Genomic DNA, 17926 nt, shown 5'->3' with positions numbered 1-17926 from the left:
CGCAACGATTTCTCTCCGCGTTTGAACCGCTTCGAGGACACTTTCATCCAAAGCAACATGAACTAAGTGCAAAACGCTACCGAAAACAGCTGCGTCAACGATTTGAAGAGTGGCGAGAAGTTGCTGGGCTGAATTCTGCTGCGTAATCAGAGGGATCAAGACTGCTCAGGAATTATCGTGCCTAATTTTGAATCTGTTCCGTTAAGTTGATAATGCCCGTTTTACATCTCATCCCCGGAATCCTCGTACAGCAGAGGTGTATCTCGAAGCAGTACAGCTGGCTTAAACGATTGAAGTTCTAGAATACCGATATGAGTTACTACGTAGACTTGCACAATTACTGGATGACAACCAGCAAACCGATGAAGCGATCGCGTTACTCAATGATTATGCTGTTCCTCCAGTGACGCGATCGCTTCAAGTCTGCTTTTCCTAAATCTCCCTCCCAATCCGTCTTTCCTTCAAATGAGCAGAAGCAATATTCTTCTACCTTTGCTGTGCCAGAGGCAACGGACTTGCAGTTGAACGAAGTGTTTAAATTTCGGCTGTCAAATCTAGCTGCCTAACATTGAGCAACGCTTGAATATTTAAGGATTACTGTACTTAATCCTGAACCTACGTGGTTAAGTTGATAATCCCCTAGCCTCGAATGCTCAACTATCTAATGGAAAATAGCGTTCAGTCTCATCAGCTTGGATCAGGCTCAAAAGAGCCTCGCTGATCACCTTTTGCTCTTCCTCAGTAAAATTCATCTTAATTTGAGTTGCAATCTCATCTTCGCTGAGGTTTTCATCAATGAGGGCTTGAAAGCGTTGCAGAATAGTAGCAACACGATCGCTAGAGCCGTTTTCTGCATTCATGAGTTATTCCTCGCGGAGAATAGAGCTTGAATCAGTCTTAGTTAAAGAAAAATACACAAGAGATACATTCTAATCTTACCGTAATCATCATCGTGCAAGCATGGAAGATTGATGCTTATGTCGCAAGGATTTTAGATTGACAAACGAACTGGTTTCGTTCGTATTGCCGTCGGTTTTGAATAGATTGTCATTAAACTGAAGCTTCGTTTCAGAATCTGTAACTCATTCACAAACTTTATATTGACAAATCAGAATAAGGGTCAAACGTGCTTGTTGTTGAAACCTCGATAGTAATGCAATCACATTGACTAGGATGCCTACAATGTTCTGTGCGAATCCCGCATTTTCAAGTTCAAATCGACTAAGATAATGCAGCAAACTATCACACATTTTTCAGAAAAACTACTTTGGAGCAGCGCAATTTTAGGAATGGCGATCGGAATGATTCAACTTCCTGCGATATCGTCAATTGTAAGCAATGCTCCTCCAGATAATATCTATCACGAAAATGAGGACTTACCCGACGATGCCGATGTTTTCCCACGAATGGGCAAAATCGCCGGAACTGAGCGGGAGCAAACAAACTGTCGTGTTGCGCCATGGGGTCGAGTGGTAACGCGGTTCTCAGGAAATTCGTTTGTCCAAATTAATCACCGCCAGGTTGATCGCAAGGGTGAGTCCTGGCTTTAAACCGCGAGCACGTACTCGTGTAGCGAAGCTATCGCCATTGCTGGATTCATGACAGCCGTATTGACCTGCTGTGAAGGTTTTGGAGTAATTGAAATGACTATAAATTATCCAAACTCTCGCTCGCTCTTCTTTCTTATTGCAGGCTGTTTATGGTTCAGTAATATGATCGCTGGATGTGCCACAACTCAGCAACAGCCTCAAGCAACAACGACAATTTCACCCACATCAGTATCTTCTCCAGCACCCTCTGCGAGTTCAGTAACAACTCGTCTTTCGGAGATACAACAATGGACAACGATTTTGAAGGGCAACACTGTGCATGGACTGACCTTTAGCCCAAATGGAAAGCTGTTGTATCAGGACAAAACCCTTTTGGCTGAGATTCCCGTCACCTATGTCAGTAATGGCAACGTGAAGTATGCTCAATGCTTAATCGTGTCTGATCCGTCGCCCTCCGGCAGATTCAACATTGTCAAAGGCTGTGAAGAACCGACCGATGACGTGGGACTGTGTTGGGCGGTATTTTTAGTCGATCGACAAGCCAAAATTGCTAAGAAAGTCGGTATTGCAAAATATGGTGGACAAGATTGGGTGCAGTGGTCAAGCGATGAACGGTATGCTGTGTTTGCCGAATCCATGGAAGGAGTGACCTGGTTTGTCGCGCTTGATTTGCAATCCCAAGATGCCAAGATGTTTCAGCAGACCTCTGCTGTTGCAGATTTGAGCAGCTTCAAATGGTTGGACAATCGTACCTTTCAGGCGAACGTCTCTTGTGGAGATCGTTCAGATTGCGTCGCATCTCCATTTTGGGGAGATATCACTAAACTATTTAGTAAGTAACAGATTTGAAATGGCTCGTCAATTGTTTGTTCTCTCCATGACGATCTCAGCCCTGTTGGGTCTAACCTTAACATCGGCTGCCGTTGCTCAAACTCCGGCGCAGTCTGCTTGTCCGCAGTTCCTTACGCCACAGTTACCGACAAACTTTAAACCCAAGCTTGTACAGGAACTCACTGGACACACCAGCTTTGTTTACTCGCTGACTTTCAGTTGCGATGGGCGAAGGCTAATTTCAACTAGCAGCACGACCGATCGATCCGCTAGAGTTTGGGATTGGCGATCCGGTAAGCAGCTTTTTAGCTTCACTGCCAGCAACCCCTATGATTGGTTCACTGCCGCTTTCCTTTCACCCGATGGGCAAACCTTGGTGACAGCAGACTCTATCGGTAAAATTCAGCTTCGAGATCCTGAAACTGGCAGGGTGCGCTCAGATTTTCCGAGTCGGACTCGTGGGTCAGGCATCGTCACTTTCACTCGTGATGGACAGACCTTGATCAACGCGACGGGTACAGGAGGTGACTTTGGCATTACGTTGTGGAACTTCAACAGTCGCCAATCTCAACGGATTGTGGGTACTTGGGCAGATGTATGAGCGATTACGCCTGACGGCTACACCTTAGCGGCGGCTAGCAGTAATGGCACTGCCAAAGTTTGGAATCTTCGCAGTGGTCAAGTGGTTAGTACCTTACCCAACAGTTCGACTGCTGGAGCTGTAGCAATTGCGCTCACGCCCAGTGGTGAATCGCTCGTGGTGGCGTATAGTGATGGCGCTCTGAAACAATGGAATGCTAGAACTGGAAAGTTCAGTCGCACTCTGTTTCGAGGTATTCAACCGAAGTCGGTCGCAGTCAGCCCTGATGGTCGTACCTTGGCGATCGGCTACTACAACCATATCCGTCTATGGAACCTCAACACCAATCAACTTCTGCACAACTTGCCTGCCAATGCCCTCGGTTCTCAACTGTTGCGCTTCAGTCCCAATGGTCGGTTTTTAACCAATACCGATGAAACCGGTGCCATGATCCGTGTGTAGCAGCTTGCACCCTAATAGGTTGAAAGGAATGCTGATGCAGACGAGTTACATCTTCTGTGGTATCGCTTCAATTCGTCATCGAGAATTAGCTGAATGATTACAATGATTACCACAGCATCAGTGACGAATTTTCTTCAATCTCGTGTTGACCCATCGGTTTCAGATATTGTTTTGATTGGGTCAGGAATGTTTTCGCAAGCCTTTTCGTTTCGTCTCGATCAACAGCAATTTGTGATTCGGATAATTCGTATGAAGAAGACTTTCAGAAGGATGCCTTTGCTTATTGCCAGTTTGCATCAGCACGGTTACCGATTCCCAGGCTAATTCAATGCGATCGCTTGAACGAAGGTTACTATTTTGCGATCACAGAACAGTGCCCCGGCAGGACGTTGAATGACCTGGAACCGCGATTGATTCAACCAACCTTACCGAGCTTATTTGAAGCACTCCACGCGATCCATACTCTCGATAGCTCAAACTATACCGGCTGGGGACTCACCGATGCTTCTGGCAACGGTCGCTTTGCGTCTTGGCAAGAGTATCTGCTGTCGTTTTATAACCAAAAGTTCGCTTTCACCTGGGATCAACTCTTTGAACACACAGTTATGGAGCAAGCCTTCTTTAAGACAGTGTTTGCTGCGATGCAGATTGTTTTACCATTCTGTTCCACAGCTAAATATTGGGTGCATGGTGACTTTGGATTTGATAATGTCATGTCGAACAGGCAACGGGTCACGGGCGTTCTCGATTGGGCAGAATCTCGATTGGGAGATTACGTTTACGATATTGCTTATCTAGAGTTTTGGTCTGAGAATGTTTGCTACAAACAACAATGGCAAGCCTAGATTCGAGATCAAGAGATAAGATTGTCGCTTGTGAACTTTGAAGAGCGACTGCGCTGCTACATACTGCATATTGGATTAGGAGGATTAGCGATCGCGGCAATTCAGAATGATAGAGAAGATTACGCTAGGGTTAAAGCAAAACTACAAATGATTCTTGATGCTAGATGAAAGGGTATTTTCGTCCCAAAAGACAATATCTAAACGCAGGAGAAATTAAACTTGTCCAACAACCTGATGGAAGTAGTCCTTCAAATCGCTTAGAGAACAGTCTGGAGAAAGCAATGCGGTGTAATGGTCGGGGCGCAGCAGTAGCTTGAAGGGCTGATGACTACCGAAAATTTCAACCACTTTTGGGTAAAGCGGAATGACATGGAAATCAATGAAGTTCCCGTATTGCGCTTCGACTTCTTGTGCTAAATGATCATAGTTCTGTCGCCCATCAGAGAACACAAGCAAGTGAAATTTTAGATCGCGAAGCTGATGGTAAATGTTCTCCCCATCTATCAGAAAATAAGGCATACGATCGCCTGCTTTAATCTCAAACTTATGGTCTTGCTGATGTTGGCTGAGAGAACTATCGTCATAGTTCAAACCAATTTGAGACACCATCGGAAACAGGAACTCTTTCGCAGTATTGAATTGCGTCATAATCCCCGCAAGGCTTGGCAAGATCTTGTCGCGGAAGAAGCGGAAATACCAGCGATCGCTCGCTGCGATATCAAAAAATTGGTCAGTTGTATGCAACAGCCGTTTCGCATTCGCCAAGCGTTCCTCGTTATAGGTTGTCAGTAACGACTCATGTGCCTTGCCCTGCAACACAAATGCTAACTTCCAGGCAAGATTGTAAGCATCCTGAATGCCCGTATTCATCCCTTGTCCGCCAGCAGGTGTGTGGATATGGGCAGCATCACCTGCAAGAAAGCATCGACCTACAGAGAATTGTTCGGCGTGACGAGTATGAACTTTGTACGTCGAAAACCATCGCACTGTGTTGATCTCTAGCGGCAATTGCACCAGTTGCTTCACTTTCGCTTCCACTTCATCGAAGGTGACTTCTCGATCCGGCTGCTGATTGTATTCGGGCAAATTGCCAACCAATCGCCAGTGCTGCTCGCCTTGCATTGGAAACATCAGTGCAAACGAGTCACGTCCTGGGGCAGCGTAAAGGGTTGCCTCATCTCCCAGAAATTTTGCCTCCACATCTGCGACATAAAACAGGCGTGGGTAAGTCGAGCCTTCAAACAGAAGATTGAGCAAATGTCGGGTTGGACTGTTCGCACCGTCACAGCCAACCAAGTATTGAGCGACGATCGTCTGCGTTTCACCGCTTGCCGTTTTGACGATCGCCCTGACTCCCTGTGCATCTTGTGTCAAACTTTCTAACTCAGTCTGCCACTGCACGTCTTTTCCATGATGCTGAAGATGCTCGTAAAGCAGTCGCTCATTCTTGCTTTGCTCAAAAATGAGGAAAAACGGAAATGGGCTAAGTTGTCCACCGAAGCCCGAAAAGTCGAGATGGGCGCTGATTTTGCCTCCGTGCAGCAAGGCGACGTTCTGCACCTGTTCTCCCCCGGCAACGGCAGCTTCTGCCAAACCTGCTTGGTCGTAAATCTCCAGCGTCCGCGCGTGAACGACCAGTGCCTTAGATAGCTCAGTCACTCCTTGTTTGCGGTCAACAATGACAAAATTGATGTTGTAGCGCATTAACTGCACAGCGAGTGAAAGCCCAGTTGGTCCTGCTCCGACAATGATGACATCTGTTTGAAGTGCGGAATCTAGCATTGTTTAATGCCTCCTCTTCCTCTGTTGAAGCGATTGAACTAAACCGATCAGTTTAGCTTGCTATCACTAAACTAATTGGTTTAGTTTAGAATGTCAAGAATGAATGGATAATTCAGACTTAAGGACGATTGAGCATGAAACAGGAAAAATCGGAGCGTACCGATCGACAACTCTCACCCGAAAAAACCGAAGCGATTTTAGCCGGGGGAATGCAAGAGTTTTTAGTGCATGGGTATGCGGCAACGAGTATGGATCGAGTTGCGATCGCCGCTAAAGTTTCAAAAGCGACAGTGTATAGCCATTTTCAAGGCAAAGAAAGCTTGTTTATTGCGCTGATTCAACGGCTCGTTGAGCAAAAGTTCCAATCTATCTTTGGTGCAGCGGATGCTGAAATTTTGCAAATGCCGCCGCAGACTGTTCTAAGAGATTTTGCGAACCGAATGCTAGACATTGCCCAGAATGAGCCGCAGTTCTTGAACTTCATGCGGCTCATTCTGGGTGAATCTGGGCGATTTCCGCAGCTTGCTCGCGCTTTTGTCTCTAACATCGAGCAAACGGCTTTTAGAAAGCTCGTTCACTATTTCACGAATTGCCCTCACTTAACTCTGTCTGATCCAGAAGCAACAGCGCGAATTTTTATCGGTACGATCGTGCATTTTATGATTGTGCAAGAGATGTTACACGGTGGAGATATTTTACCGATGGAGCGCGATCGTCTCGTGAGCCAGTTGATTCACTTGATCACAAGCAACAATTGAGTTCAAGTCAGTGTCGTAGTCGATCTGAAGCGGCGTACATCAATGCGAGCAGTACGATCGTCAATCATCATAAAGCTCAGTCCCTGAATCCATCGCTGTGGAGCAGCATAGCTACAATTACTACCAAGAGCAGGTTCTCCTTGTGAAATCAGGGGTTGACCGATCGCTTTTGATACCTCTGCAAGGGTCATGCAATCTGAAGTGCCCCAATTTCCCTCAATGCTAGTTGAGAATTACTGCTCAAGTCTGTTCCTCTACCTTTGAGATTTTTGAGAATCACATCGGCTCTTGGTGAAAAGCCATCTCCATACTCGCGAGGATAGTACAAGATCACATAAAAAGCTCGACCATCAATTTCACCGATGTAAGCATGTGAGAAGATTTTTGGAATGGTGCTTTCTTCATTTGAAGTCATAGTTTGTCTTCTTCGTTCTAAAAAGCTATGACGTGGCATGTACAATCGCTTCAAAAATGGATATTTGGATCAGTTGCATTGAGTCTATTGGCAGGAACAATAATGGCTTGCCAAAACCAGCCATCGATCGTTGCCAGTTCTCCAACTCTTGCTCCGGTTTCCTCGGCACAAGATGTCTATCGCAACGATCGCTTAGGGTTCGAGTTTCGCTATCCTGAAAAGGATTTTGTGGTCGATCCATCGACCAAGGTTCCACCGACTGAGGCAGATAAGATCGCGACGATCGAGATCTGGACGAAGGAACGTTACCAAAAGCTCAAAGCAGGGGCTTATGAAGGTGGAACAGAATATCCTGCCAATGTTCAAGTTGCCGTTTATCAGAATTCAAAAAAGCTAGACTTGCAGAACTGGATACAACAGAATAATCGATTTGCCGCTCCACAGCAATTCAGGACAACCACGATCTCAGGTCAAACCGGAATCGCTTTTCAGTCGAGTGGACTATACGAGCATGAACATATTGCTTTTCAATCTGATGATGAGATTACTTTGGTTACGTTATCTAAAACTGGTTACGGCAATAATGATGCAGCTTACCGAACCGCCTTTGATCAAATCATTCGCACATTTAAGAAGATTTAGCATTTCTGGTAGGCACAATACCAGGCTTGGAAACAGAACCGCTGTAGCGTGCAGATAGAGCATTAAGAACGACAAGGTTAATCATGCACCAATACCGTCAAGGTTGAATCTCGTGCAGCCGACGATCGAGGAAACGGCGTTCGCTGTCATTGGTGACTAGCTCTAGTGCCCGGCCATAGCTTTGTGCCGCTGCTTCTGAAGCCCCGATACGACGGAGTAAATCGGCACGGGCAGCATGGAATAGGTGATAGTGGTCGAGTTCGGAGGTCAGCGCGTCCATCAGTTTGAGCGCCGTTTGAGGACTATCTACCATCGCGATCGCAACGGCTCGATTGAGGGAGACGATCGGGGACGGATGTAAGCGTTCCAAGACATCATACAGGCGAACGATCTGCGTCCAATCGGTGTCTTCTGCCCGTGCTGCTTGGCAGTGGAGAGCCGTGATCGCGGCTTGCAGCGCAAATGGGCCTGTTCCGCCGCGTAACGCCTCTTCAACTAGCGGTAGCGCCTCAGCGATTTGCGGCTGATTCCAGCGGCAGCGGTCTTGATCTTCAAGCAATACTAAATCGCCTCGCTCATCCAGACGAGCATCCCGTCGGGAGTCGTGCAGCAACATCAGTGCCACGAGTGCCGTTAGTTCTGAGGGCGGTTGTGGGGACATTAATGCTCTCAGAAGATGACCGAGCCGAATTGCTTCAGCGCACAGATCGGCTCTGATCATTGCTTCACCCCGTGTCGCCGCATAGCCTTCGTTAAAGATGAGATAGATCACACTCAACACTGCATCAATTCGTGGTGGTAAATCGGCTGTGTCTGGCACTTTGTAGGGAATGCCCGCATCCCGAATTTTGCGCTTAGCCCGCACCAGTCGCTGCGCCATCGTCGCTGTGGGCACCAGAAAAGCACGAGCAATTTCGTCGGTTTCGAGTCCACCTAGCATTCGCAAAGTCAACGATACCTGAGTCTCGATCGCGAGTGCCGGGTGACAGCAGGTAAAGATCAGCCGCAAACGATCGTCTGGAATTTCATCCATCTCGTAGGTTGGCTCCTCGCTCGCTGGAATCAACCCAGATGCCGCATACCATTCCAGCTTTTCCGTCAGCCGCGATCGTCGCCGCAGGCGATCAATTGCTTTATATCGGGCGGTACGGATAATCCAAGCGCGAGGGAGAGATGGAATACCGTCCGCTTGCCACTGATTCACCGCTGCCGCAAACGCTTCCTGTGCTGCCTCTTCTGCAATATCAAAATCTCCCACCAGCCGAATCAAAATGGCAATAATCCGCCCCCATTCCGCCCGGTAAACGGAAGCAATTGCCTGACTGACCTCTGATTTTGCAGTTGGAGCCATACCTAAACCTCAAAATTTTGAGTAAACCTGTCGATTTGAGCGATTCCCGTTCGACTGACTTACAAAAGGAGGGGGAAGCACGATCGTACTAGATGAAAAAATTCTTTGGCAACTTGTCGATTGCAACCCCTGCCGTTCGACTCACTGATTAAAGGAGGCAACCGGATGAAGTATGTATTACTGATTTACCTGGAAGAACATGTCATGAGCGAAGCTGAGCGAGAACAATGCTACACAGACTCGGCTCAATTGGCGCGGCAACTGGACTCGAAAGGGCAGTATCTCTCGACCGCACCCCTTCATCCCGTTGCCACGGCAACCAGCGTTCGGGTCAGAGCGGGGAAGTCGTTCGTCACCGATGGACCGTTTGCAGAAACACGCGAACAATTGGGGGGCTTTTTCTTGATCGATGCCCCGGATCTCGATGAAGCGATTGCGATCGCCAACCAAATTCCTGCCGCAAAAGTCGGTACGGTCGAAATTCGTCCGGTCGTTGAAGTTGCGGGACTACCAGGGCAACTCTGACTGCGCTTAACTTTCAAACTTAAAGTTCACCTTGAGGCAACCGACTATGCAAAACAATTCCAAGATCACGCCCTGTTTGTGGTTTGACGATCAAGCCGAAGCTGCCGCTCAGTTTTATACCGCAATTTTTCGCAATTCCAAGATTGTCCACATCGCTCGGTACGGAGAAGCGGGGCAGGAAATCCACGGAAAACCCGCCGGAACAGTCATGACCGTGAGCTTTGAACTCGATGGTCAACCGTTCACAGCACTGAACGGCGGTCCAGCCTTCAAATTCAATGAGGCGATTTCCTTCCAAGTCTATTGTGATACCCAGGAAGAGGTGAACGATTACTGGCAAAAACTGTCTGCGGGTGGGGATGAAACCGCCCAGCAGTGCGGCCGGCTCAAGGATCAATACGGGGTTTCATGGCAAATCATTCCCCGCATCCTCATCGAGTTGCTCAATCACCCGGATGCAGCAACCTCCCAAAAAGTTATGACTGCCATGCTGCAAATGAAGAAGATCGAGATTGATGAACTCAAGCGCGTTGCTGCCGAATAGCAATAAGCGCACCAAACCCTGAATTATCCAGCTCAAAACCAAACAGGAGATTTCACAATGAAAGTCATGGTTATTATCAAAGCAACTCCAGACTCTGAAGCAGGTGTGATGCCGAGCGAACAGCTTTTGACCGAAATGGGTCAATACAACGAAGCATTAGTCAAAGCAGGCATTTTGCTCGCGGGCGAGGGACTCCATCCCAGTTCGAGAGGCGTGCGGGTTCACTTTTCAGGATCCGATCGAAGCGTGATCCAGGGACCGTTCAGCCAAACTCAGGAGCTAATTGCAGGGTACTGGCTCTGGCAAGTGAACTCAATGGAAGAAGCGATCTCCTGGGTGAAGCGCTGTCCCAATCCGATGCCAGGAGAATCCGAGATTGAGATTCGTCCCGTGTTCGAGGCAGATGATTTTGGTGAAGCCCTGACACCCGAATTGAGGGAGCAGGAAGACCGCATTCGTACGCAGATTGAAACACTGAAACAAGAGTAACGGATGACGCACACACTCAAGTTATTTTCACGATCGAACCATTAACGCATCAACCATAGTGAATTACTGGAGAAAAACCTCATGCAACTGAATCCTTACCTGATGTTTGACGGGAACTGTGAGGCAGCATTTAAGTTTTACGAACATTGTTTTGGCGGCAAAATTGTCACGCTGATGACGCACAAGGAAGCCCCCTCAGCAGAGCAAGTGCCTTCTCAATGGCATGACAAAATCATGCATGTTTGCCTGGATTTGGGAGACCGCTTGTTGATGGGATCAGACTGTCCACCTGGATATTTTGAACCTCTCCAAGGCTTCTCTATGCAGATCAGCATTGATGACCCTACCCAGGCAGAGCGGATTTTTGATGCTCTAGCAGAAAACGGCACGGTCAAAATGCCTTTTGAGCAAACTTTCTGGGCATTTCGATTCGGAATGTTAGTCGATCAGTTTGGCATTCCGTGGATGGTGAACTGCGAGAAGGGAGCTTGACTCGTCATTTCTAATCAATGCTGTCCCCCTCCAACCATTTTCCACGTTCCCTTGTGGAGAATCTCTCGCTACACGGCTTTATATCCAGAGGAGATAAGATTGCCTGCGGAACTCCCACTCGCTCGGCAAGACTTCACGAGCATGGCTGTTGTTCTCGAACAACATCTGCTGGGTCGGCAGTGTGTGGTCGGTGAATAGGTGACGATCGCTGATTTTGTCCTCGCTTACACACTGGATTGGGCGAACGAGCTTCAGCTACTTGCCCCTTTTCCAACCTTGACAACTTACATGGAGCGAATGTATGAGCGACCCAAGGCACCGATGCGAATCGCGATTGCGCTAGCTAGTATCGGTAACTGGAGTGAGTACGATTAAGTTCTGCACGATTGTCGCGTCCTAGGCTTGATGGACTTGTATGCTGAGAGAGTGTGGGAGAACGACAAAGCAGCAGGTCATTCTTTTGTTTCTTCTATCTCTTGAGCATCGACTGAGCGTCGATAAGCCTCGACCTCCGCTAGAAAATCATCAAAGGTTGGATCATCGGCAAAAATACCTTGGTGTTTCCTCCAGGGATTAGCCTCTACGGATAATGGGCGAGACTCAACCTCGATTGTGACAAATTCACCCCTTGCCAATTTCTCTTCCAGCATCGCTTTTGCTTTCGCGGTGCCTCTGGCAAGCTTCGCTAGCGCTTCCTCCTTCGTTTGCCCTTCTGCCATCACACCCGGTACATTCACAACCGATTCGGCAAACTGCTGTTGGGGCGGATTCTGCACAAACACTTGATACTGCACGGTTCAAGCCTCTTGGTCGTTCGGCTTCAATTTTAACCAATTTCAATCTTTAATTTGAGCGAGCTTGTAATGTGGAATCTGCTGACTGTCTTTACTCAAATCGTCCCCAGAAAGCATAAAACTCAAAATCTCAACACAAATCGGAGCGATTATCGCTCAAAGCTTTTCTACAAGTGCGTCTGGGCGATTGAGGTAAGGATTGAGATAAAACAGGGTGCAATGTGAATTGAGATAAGCTACAATCCTCTCCATCGTTAGGTTTTAGAAATTAATCGCACTCGATTCGTAATCGAGCGGTCGCGGGTTCAAATCCCGCCATCGGCTTTCTAAGTAAATGGCTGATCCCGGAGTTTGATGAGGCTTTCAAGCTTCGCTTCTGTCATTTGCTACCTCATCTCACATAAATAAAAAACACCCCGACCACATCTTCGGAGTGCCTTTTACGTTAGACGCGTATTTGCGGCTATCTAAGTTCCCATATCAATAGAATAATTTTGCTCTGTTTCCCGTAAATCAGTCTTAAGGAATGGATGCTCTCGTCCGATCGGAATAGTTCATCACGCAATGCTGCAACTCTTGAGGCTGATGAAATCAGACTTCCTGCAGGAAGTTCAGTCGTTAACCTGCCTGAGCAACAGCAGCTTACTCAAGAATTAGAAAACCACTCCCACAATGGTTTGAGCTTGTTGAACGATCGCACTGATAAGCTGATGAGTTGCAGGGAGTGAATCAATTCCCATTCCCGCACAAAGCAGCATCATGTACAGAATCGAATACTTAAAGGTCGATCGAGCTACCATCAAATCCGACGGAGCCTGCATCAAATTCCAAGCTTTTTGCACAAAGATGCCGCCTAATAGAAGCGCGATCGCGGCATACACTGCACCCATCACATGCAGCGGATAAACTAACAGCAGCGACACCGGAATCAAAGATAGCGTGTAGTAAAAGATCTGCTTGCTCGTTGGTTCATTCCCATTCACCACAGGCAACATCGGAACACCAACTTTGGCGTAATCTTCACGAATCAGAATCGCTAGCGCCCAGAAATGCGGCGGAGTCCAAAGAAAGACGATCGCAAACAACACCCAAGCCGCCCAACTTAAATCACCTGTCACCGCAGCCCAACCGACTAGCGGCGGAATCGCACCCGCAGCCCCACCAATCACAATATTCTGGGTGCTATGGCGCTTTAGCCAGTGCGTATAGACGACCACGTAAAAGAAGATTCCCGACATTGCCAGACAAGCACTCAGCAAGTTCGCGAAATACGCTAACAATCCAAACGAAGTTAACGCCAATGTGACGGCAAAGATGAGCGCATCTCGAACACTGACTCGACCGGATGGAAGCGGACGGCTGCGAGTCCGTTCCATGATGTAGTCGATATCGCGATCGTACAAACAGTTAATTGTGTTCGCTGATCCTGCTGCAAATGCGCCACTGATCAACGTCACGATTAGCAGTACCGGATCAACCTGTCCCTGAGCCGCAATCCACATTCCACCTGCTGTTGTAATCAAGAGCAACAGAATAATGCGCGGCTTGGTGAGTTGCCAATAGCTTTTAATAACTTGAAGAAAATCTTGGTTGTGGCGGATTACGCCCGTTGCTGAATCTTGCATTTTTTATCTCGGTCAAACGTAGAGAGAGTAAGCATAAGTTATTCAGATCTTAAGCTTCAACTTTGACGACCTGCCCTTCAGCCGAATCGCGCAAAGCCAGCACCGTAAAGACCAGTAATGTTCCGAGTAAAGCGGCTCCGGTTAATTGGTGAGCGACGGTTAGCGGTTCAACTTGCAGCTGCAAGCGGAAAGTTGCTACTCCTAACGTAATTTGCAGTACCAGAAGCAATCCGGCAACATTGATTAAACGACGCAGAAGGGGATGCAAGGCAGGAGTACGCCAAGCCAAAATCACCAAAGTGAGCACAGATAGAATCGGCGGCACAATTCCTGCAATGTGGCTATTCATGATCGTACACAGTTGCGACTGTCCAAAGCATTGATGCAATGCCCACTGCGACGACACTAATCCGCCTAGAATGCTCTGAAAGTAAACAAAACCCGTCGCAGCAATTCCGACTAACCGAAGCTTTCCAACCGTTCCGGTGCCTTGATAAGGAATCAGTAAGGTTCCGATCGTCAATAACGTGCTGAAGAATAACAATCCGGTTCCCAAGTGCGCCGTCACAATATCAAAGCGCAGTAGCTCTGTGACCGTCAAACCGCCTAAAACGCCTTGAAACACAACTAAGAACAAGGCAAACAAAGCTGCCCAAGATGTCCACTTCGGTAAGTCGCGGCGGAACCACCAAGAAACGGCGACCAAGGCGATCGTACCGAATCCAATCGTGGTAGCAATCAAGCGATGGAACCATTCAAGAAACACTTCAAGATTCATCTGACTGCGAGGCACAAACTCACCATAACACAAGGGCCAATCTGGACAGGACAATCCCGCATTCATGACTCGCGTAGCACTGCCCAACGCCATTAGAAATAAAGTGGCGACTGCCAAACCGAAAACGAGGCGAGTAATCCAACTGCGAGCCTGAGTCGGATGAGAAATCGTGGAGGGATCAAACAGTGAATCAGACATAATTAATTCCGAAAGGCGGATAGTCGTTCTCTAGAAATAAAAGTTCATGAAGCGTGAAGCATCTGCTCTAGGTTCTACTTTAGTGACGTAATCTTAAATTAGGATCGAGTTTTGGAAATTCTTTGGATTTCGCTTAAATAAAGTCCACACTGCGTCTTTAGTTGGGGCTGATCCCAAAGAAAACCTTAAAGATCAAGAAATTTGCCCCCCAGATTCGATTCGCCTGCCCTACCGTGGAAGAAGACTAGACTGGATTGAGCAAGCATTCTCAATAGACACTGTTCTCTCTACTCGTTGGAAAATTGTCAAGACGGCAACATAGACAGCATAAATCTCTACCTAAAAGCTGTTTACCCAATATCCAGAATCTAGAACCCTTGAAGTAGTTATAGGCAAGATTGGTGAGCCGTGAACATTCCTAGTCAAATTTCAACTCTCCTCGCGGGCATCATTCTGACGCTCGTAAGCCTTTGGTATGGTCAGAACCATAACCTACTCCCGGTCGCTGCTTCCGAAGCAGCTCCACTGATTGATCAGTTGTTTGGTGCAATGTTGACGATCGGCACAGGCATTTTTCTTCTTGTGATCTTTGTGCTGGTTTATTCGTACTTCCGCTTTCGCCGTGATCCCGATGACCTCAGCGACGGGCCACCCGTCCACGGCAATATTCCGCTTGAAATTCTTTGGACGGCGATCCCGGCAGTGATCGTGCTGGGGATTTCGGTGTATAGCTTTGAGATCTACAACACTGAAAGCGGTATGAATCCGATGGATCACTCGATGGCGGCGCACTCGAAGCAGTCGCATCAAATGGCACAGATGAAAGGAGCGGCGATCGCAGCCCCGTTAATCGCGCAAGTTGATCCCGTCGCCAAAGATGCGGAAGTGCGTCAGAATGCTGCAACCGATGCGATCGAGGAAAAAATTCCTTTGCGAAAAGATGCTCCCGCTGCTGGAAACGTTGCCCCTAGAGCGGGTTCCATTCCCGCGACCGGACAAGAACCGTTAGTTATTAATGCCGCAGGAATGCAGTACGCTTGGCTGTTTACCTATCCTGAAGAAATTATTGCAGGTGAACTGCATTTACCTGTGGGTCGTCCAGTCGTCATGAATATCACGGCGAATGATGTGCTTCATGCGTTTTGGGTGCCTGAGTTCCGATTGAAACAGGACGCTGTGCCGGGAAGACAATCTGAAATTCGCTTCGTTCCGACCAAAGAAGGAGACTATCCGATTATTTGTGCGGAACTGTGTGGAGCCTACCATGGTGCAATGAAATCTCATGTCGTGGTGGAATCGCCCGAAGCTTATGAAACTTGGCTTCAAAGCCTGAAGGTCGCGCAGACCAATGCAAGCGATCGTACGATCGCGCTAAATCCTGCTGAGATGACGGACACCGAGTACCTCACACCCTACGCCCAAGAAGCGGGTGTCACTCCTGAACTGCTGCATCAACTTCATCCGATGAGCTAACCTCTAAAACACCTTTGCTATGACACAAGCAGCCCAAATTCAAGAACAAGCGAATCGCCCCGCTCACCCAGATAAAAAGGGCGATTGGAAACAATACTTTACCTTTAGCACTGATCACAAAGTCATCGGGATTCAGTACCTTGTAACAACCTTCGTCTTTTATCTGATTGGCGGCGTGTTGGCAACGATGGTGCGGACAGAGTTAGCGACTCCAGAATCTGATTTTGTCAGCCGCGAAGTGTATAATAGTCTGTTCACCGTTCACGCAACGGTGATGATCTTTTTGTGGATTGTTCCTGCGGGAACAGGCGGCTTTGGTAACTATCTTGTGCCTCTGATGATCGGGGCACGGGATATGGCGTTTCCGAAGCTCAACGCACTGGCATTCTGGATGATTCCGCCGGCTGGAATTCTGCTTATGAGCAGCTTTCTGGTGGGTGCGCCTGGTGCGGGATGGACGAACTATCCACCGCTGAGTCTGATCAGTGGAAAAGCCGGAGAAATGATCTGGATTCTCAGCGTGTTGACTCTGGGAACCTCTTCGATTTTGGCGGCAATTAACTTCTTGGTGACGATCGCCAAAATGCGGACTCCCGGCATGGGCTGGAACCAAATGCCTTTATTCTGCTGGGCGATGTTCGCTACCTCCATTCTGGCGGTGATTGCTACTCCGGTATTGGCGGGTGCATTGATTCTGCTGTCGTTTGATGTGTTGATTGGAACAGCATTCTTTAATCCCACTGGGGGCGGCGATCCGATCGTTTATCAGCATTTATTCTGGTTCTACTCGCACCCTGCGGTTTACATCATGATCTTGCCTGTGTTCGGCATGATCTCGGAACTGATTTCCGTTCACGCTCGTAAGCCGATTTTTGGATACAAAGCGATCGCTTACTCCAGTCTTGCCATCTGTGGCTTGGGCTTAATCGTCTGGGTTCACCATATGTTTACCAGTGGCACACCGCCCTGGATGCGAATGTTCTTTATGATCACGACGATGATCATTGCTGTTCCGACTGGAATTAAGGTGTTTAGCTGGTTGGCAACGCTTTGGGGTGGAAAATTGGACGACAGTTCCGCATTGCTGTTTGCGATGGGATTTATTGCGCTCTTCGTGATCGGTGGAATTAGCGGTGTAATGACGGCTTCTGTTCCGTTTGATATTCACGTTCACGATACTTACTTTGTCGTCGCTCACCTGCACTATGTTCTGTTTGGCGGTAGTGTATTCGGATTGTATGGAGCGTTCTATCATTGGTTCCCGAAAATTACGGGGCGCATGATGAATGAGGCTTGGGGCAAGGCTCACTTCTGGTTAAGCTTTGTTGGGTTTAACTTGGCGTTTATGCCGATGCACAAGTTGGGCTTAGAAGGCATGAACCGCCGGATTGCGGAGTACGATCCCAAGTTTGCAACGCTGAATTTGATTTGTACGATCGGTGCCTTTCTGCTGGCGATGTCAACCATCCCGTTTATTGTGAATGTCACTTGGAGTTGGCTACGCGGTGAGCCTGCGGGAGACAATCCTTGGCGGGCGTTGACGCTGGAATGGATGACCACTTCTCCGCCTCCGCCAGAGAACTTTATCGCTGATCCGGTGCTGGCAACAGGCCCTTATGACTACGGTTTAGCGCCACGATCGACTGAGGTAGATGTGCCATTCTCGGATGCCAGTAATCCAGCACTGTCGGCTGGCCCTAGCTCGACGCTAAGAGCAAAGCCTGATCCCGTAGTTGCTGCCAATCCGAGCGATCGGGGAACCGAAAGCAACAATCGATAAAGCCTTGTAAGG

22 protein-coding genes are annotated in these 17926 nt (G+C 48.1%); 14 read left to right on the top strand and 8 right to left on the bottom strand.

Features of this window, described 5'->3' with window-relative positions; genetic code table 11:
- Positions 1-653 precede the first annotated feature (653 nt).
- Complete coding sequence (locus NC980_RS10715; protein ID WP_190379141.1) at positions 654-860, bottom strand: hypothetical protein; 207 nt, start codon at positions 858-860, stop codon at positions 654-656.
- Between the two features lie 369 nt (positions 861-1229).
- Here NC980_RS10715 and NC980_RS10710 point away from each other — a divergent pair, with 369 nt between their 5' ends.
- The 5 genes from NC980_RS10710 (at position 1230) to NC980_RS10690 (ending at position 4268) form a co-directional block, all read left to right on the top strand.
- Positions 1230-1550 carry a hypothetical protein gene (locus NC980_RS10710; protein ID WP_190379140.1) on the top strand — a complete coding sequence of 107 codons (321 nt, stop codon included), beginning with the start codon at positions 1230-1232 and terminating at the stop codon, positions 1548-1550.
- 93 nt (positions 1551-1643) lie between these two features.
- A complete protein-coding gene (locus NC980_RS10705; protein ID WP_190379139.1) occupies positions 1644-2390 on the top strand; it encodes a hypothetical protein in 747 nt (248 codons plus the stop codon).
- A 10-nt stretch (positions 2391-2400) separates the two neighbouring features.
- Positions 2401-2982: a hypothetical protein gene (locus NC980_RS10700; protein ID WP_190379138.1), complete on the top strand. Its 582-nt coding sequence runs from the start codon at positions 2401-2403 to the stop codon at positions 2980-2982.
- An 81-nt stretch (positions 2983-3063) separates the two neighbouring features.
- Positions 3064-3423 carry a hypothetical protein gene (locus NC980_RS10695; RefSeq protein WP_190379137.1) on the top strand — a complete coding sequence of 120 codons (360 nt, stop codon included), beginning with the start codon at positions 3064-3066 and terminating at the stop codon, positions 3421-3423.
- Between the two features lie 152 nt (positions 3424-3575).
- Positions 3576-4268: a phosphotransferase gene (locus NC980_RS10690; protein ID WP_190379160.1), complete on the top strand. Its 693-nt coding sequence runs from the start codon at positions 3576-3578 to the stop codon at positions 4266-4268.
- A gap of 213 nt (positions 4269-4481) precedes the next feature.
- Here the strand turns inward: NC980_RS10690 and NC980_RS10685 are convergent, their stop codons facing one another.
- Positions 4482-6050 (bottom strand): FAD-dependent monooxygenase, encoded by a 1569-nt coding sequence (locus NC980_RS10685; RefSeq protein ID WP_190379136.1) that lies wholly within the window; start codon positions 6048-6050, stop codon positions 4482-4484.
- Between the two features lie 134 nt (positions 6051-6184).
- Here NC980_RS10685 and NC980_RS10680 point away from each other — a divergent pair, with 134 nt between their 5' ends.
- The gene (locus NC980_RS10680) at positions 6185-6808 is read left to right on the top strand and encodes a TetR/AcrR family transcriptional regulator (protein WP_190379135.1); all 624 of its coding nucleotides are present in this window, start codon (positions 6185-6187) and stop codon (positions 6806-6808) included.
- Between the two features lie 2 nt (positions 6809-6810).
- Here the strand turns inward: NC980_RS10680 and NC980_RS10675 are convergent, their stop codons facing one another.
- Positions 6811-6999: a hypothetical protein gene (locus tag NC980_RS10675; RefSeq protein WP_190379134.1), complete on the bottom strand. Its 189-nt coding sequence runs from the start codon at positions 6997-6999 to the stop codon at positions 6811-6813.
- Positions 6996-7223, bottom strand: a complete 228-nt coding sequence (locus tag NC980_RS10670; protein WP_190379133.1) for a hypothetical protein — start codon at positions 7221-7223, stop codon at positions 6996-6998. Before NC980_RS10670 ends, NC980_RS10675 begins: the two co-directional genes overlap by 4 nt.
- A 102-nt stretch (positions 7224-7325) precedes the next feature.
- On the opposite strand from NC980_RS10670, the gene NC980_RS10665 reads away from it, so the two are divergent.
- A complete protein-coding gene (locus NC980_RS10665; RefSeq protein WP_199298726.1) occupies positions 7326-7865 on the top strand; it encodes a hypothetical protein in 540 nt (179 codons plus the stop codon).
- A gap of 97 nt (positions 7866-7962) precedes the next feature.
- Here NC980_RS10665 and NC980_RS10660 read toward each other — a convergent pair whose 3' ends face one another.
- A complete protein-coding gene (locus NC980_RS10660) occupies positions 7963-9216 on the bottom strand; it encodes an RNA polymerase sigma factor (protein WP_190379131.1) in 1254 nt (417 codons plus the stop codon).
- Positions 9217-9381: 165 nt separating this feature from the next.
- On the opposite strand from NC980_RS10660, the gene NC980_RS10655 reads away from it, so the two are divergent.
- The 5 genes from NC980_RS10655 (at position 9382) to NC980_RS10635 (ending at position 11641) form a co-directional block, all read left to right on the top strand.
- The gene (locus tag NC980_RS10655; RefSeq protein WP_190379130.1) at positions 9382-9741 is read left to right on the top strand and encodes a YciI family protein; all 360 of its coding nucleotides are present in this window, start codon (positions 9382-9384) and stop codon (positions 9739-9741) included.
- A gap of 46 nt (positions 9742-9787) precedes the next feature.
- Complete coding sequence (locus NC980_RS10650) at positions 9788-10285, top strand: VOC family protein (RefSeq protein ID WP_190379129.1); 498 nt, start codon at positions 9788-9790, stop codon at positions 10283-10285.
- 57 nt (positions 10286-10342) lie between these two features.
- Positions 10343-10774, top strand: a complete 432-nt coding sequence (locus NC980_RS10645; protein ID WP_190379128.1) for a YciI family protein — start codon at positions 10343-10345, stop codon at positions 10772-10774.
- Positions 10775-10855: 81 nt separating this feature from the next.
- Positions 10856-11266, top strand: a complete 411-nt coding sequence (locus tag NC980_RS10640) for a VOC family protein (protein ID WP_190379127.1) — start codon at positions 10856-10858, stop codon at positions 11264-11266.
- Between the two features lie 198 nt (positions 11267-11464).
- Positions 11465-11641: a glutathione binding-like protein gene (locus NC980_RS10635; protein WP_199298725.1), complete on the top strand. Its 177-nt coding sequence runs from the start codon at positions 11465-11467 to the stop codon at positions 11639-11641.
- A 77-nt stretch (positions 11642-11718) separates the two neighbouring features.
- On the opposite strand, the gene NC980_RS10630 is transcribed toward NC980_RS10635, so the two are convergent.
- From NC980_RS10630 to NC980_RS10620, 3 genes are all read right to left on the bottom strand, one after another.
- Positions 11719-12060 (bottom strand): type II toxin-antitoxin system HicB family antitoxin, encoded by a 342-nt coding sequence (locus tag NC980_RS10630; protein ID WP_190379126.1) that lies wholly within the window; start codon positions 12058-12060, stop codon positions 11719-11721.
- Between the two features lie 653 nt (positions 12061-12713).
- Positions 12714-13685: a heme o synthase gene (locus NC980_RS10625; protein WP_190379125.1), complete on the bottom strand. Its 972-nt coding sequence runs from the start codon at positions 13683-13685 to the stop codon at positions 12714-12716.
- 49 nt (positions 13686-13734) lie between these two features.
- A complete protein-coding gene (locus tag NC980_RS10620; protein ID WP_190379124.1) occupies positions 13735-14661 on the bottom strand; it encodes a heme A synthase in 927 nt (308 codons plus the stop codon).
- A 408-nt stretch (positions 14662-15069) separates the two neighbouring features.
- Between NC980_RS10620 and NC980_RS10615 the strand changes: the two genes are divergently transcribed.
- Together NC980_RS10615 and ctaD are read left to right on the top strand one after the other, a co-directional pair.
- Complete coding sequence (locus NC980_RS10615; protein ID WP_190379123.1) at positions 15070-16134, top strand: cytochrome c oxidase subunit II; 1065 nt, start codon at positions 15070-15072, stop codon at positions 16132-16134.
- Positions 16135-16153: 19 nt separating this feature from the next.
- Positions 16154-17914, top strand: coding sequence for a cytochrome c oxidase subunit I (ctaD, locus tag NC980_RS10610; RefSeq protein ID WP_190379122.1), 1761 nt, complete (start codon positions 16154-16156; stop codon positions 17912-17914).
- Positions 17915-17926 lie beyond the last annotated feature (12 nt).

It is taken from the genome of Leptolyngbya sp. AS-A5 (assembly GCF_039962495.1).
In the GTDB taxonomy this organism is placed as follows: Bacteria; Cyanobacteriota; Cyanobacteriia; order Leptolyngbyales; family Leptolyngbyaceae; genus Leptolyngbya.
Note: the sequence above shows the minus strand (reverse complement) of the source record. Positions and strands in the feature narration are given on the sequence as shown.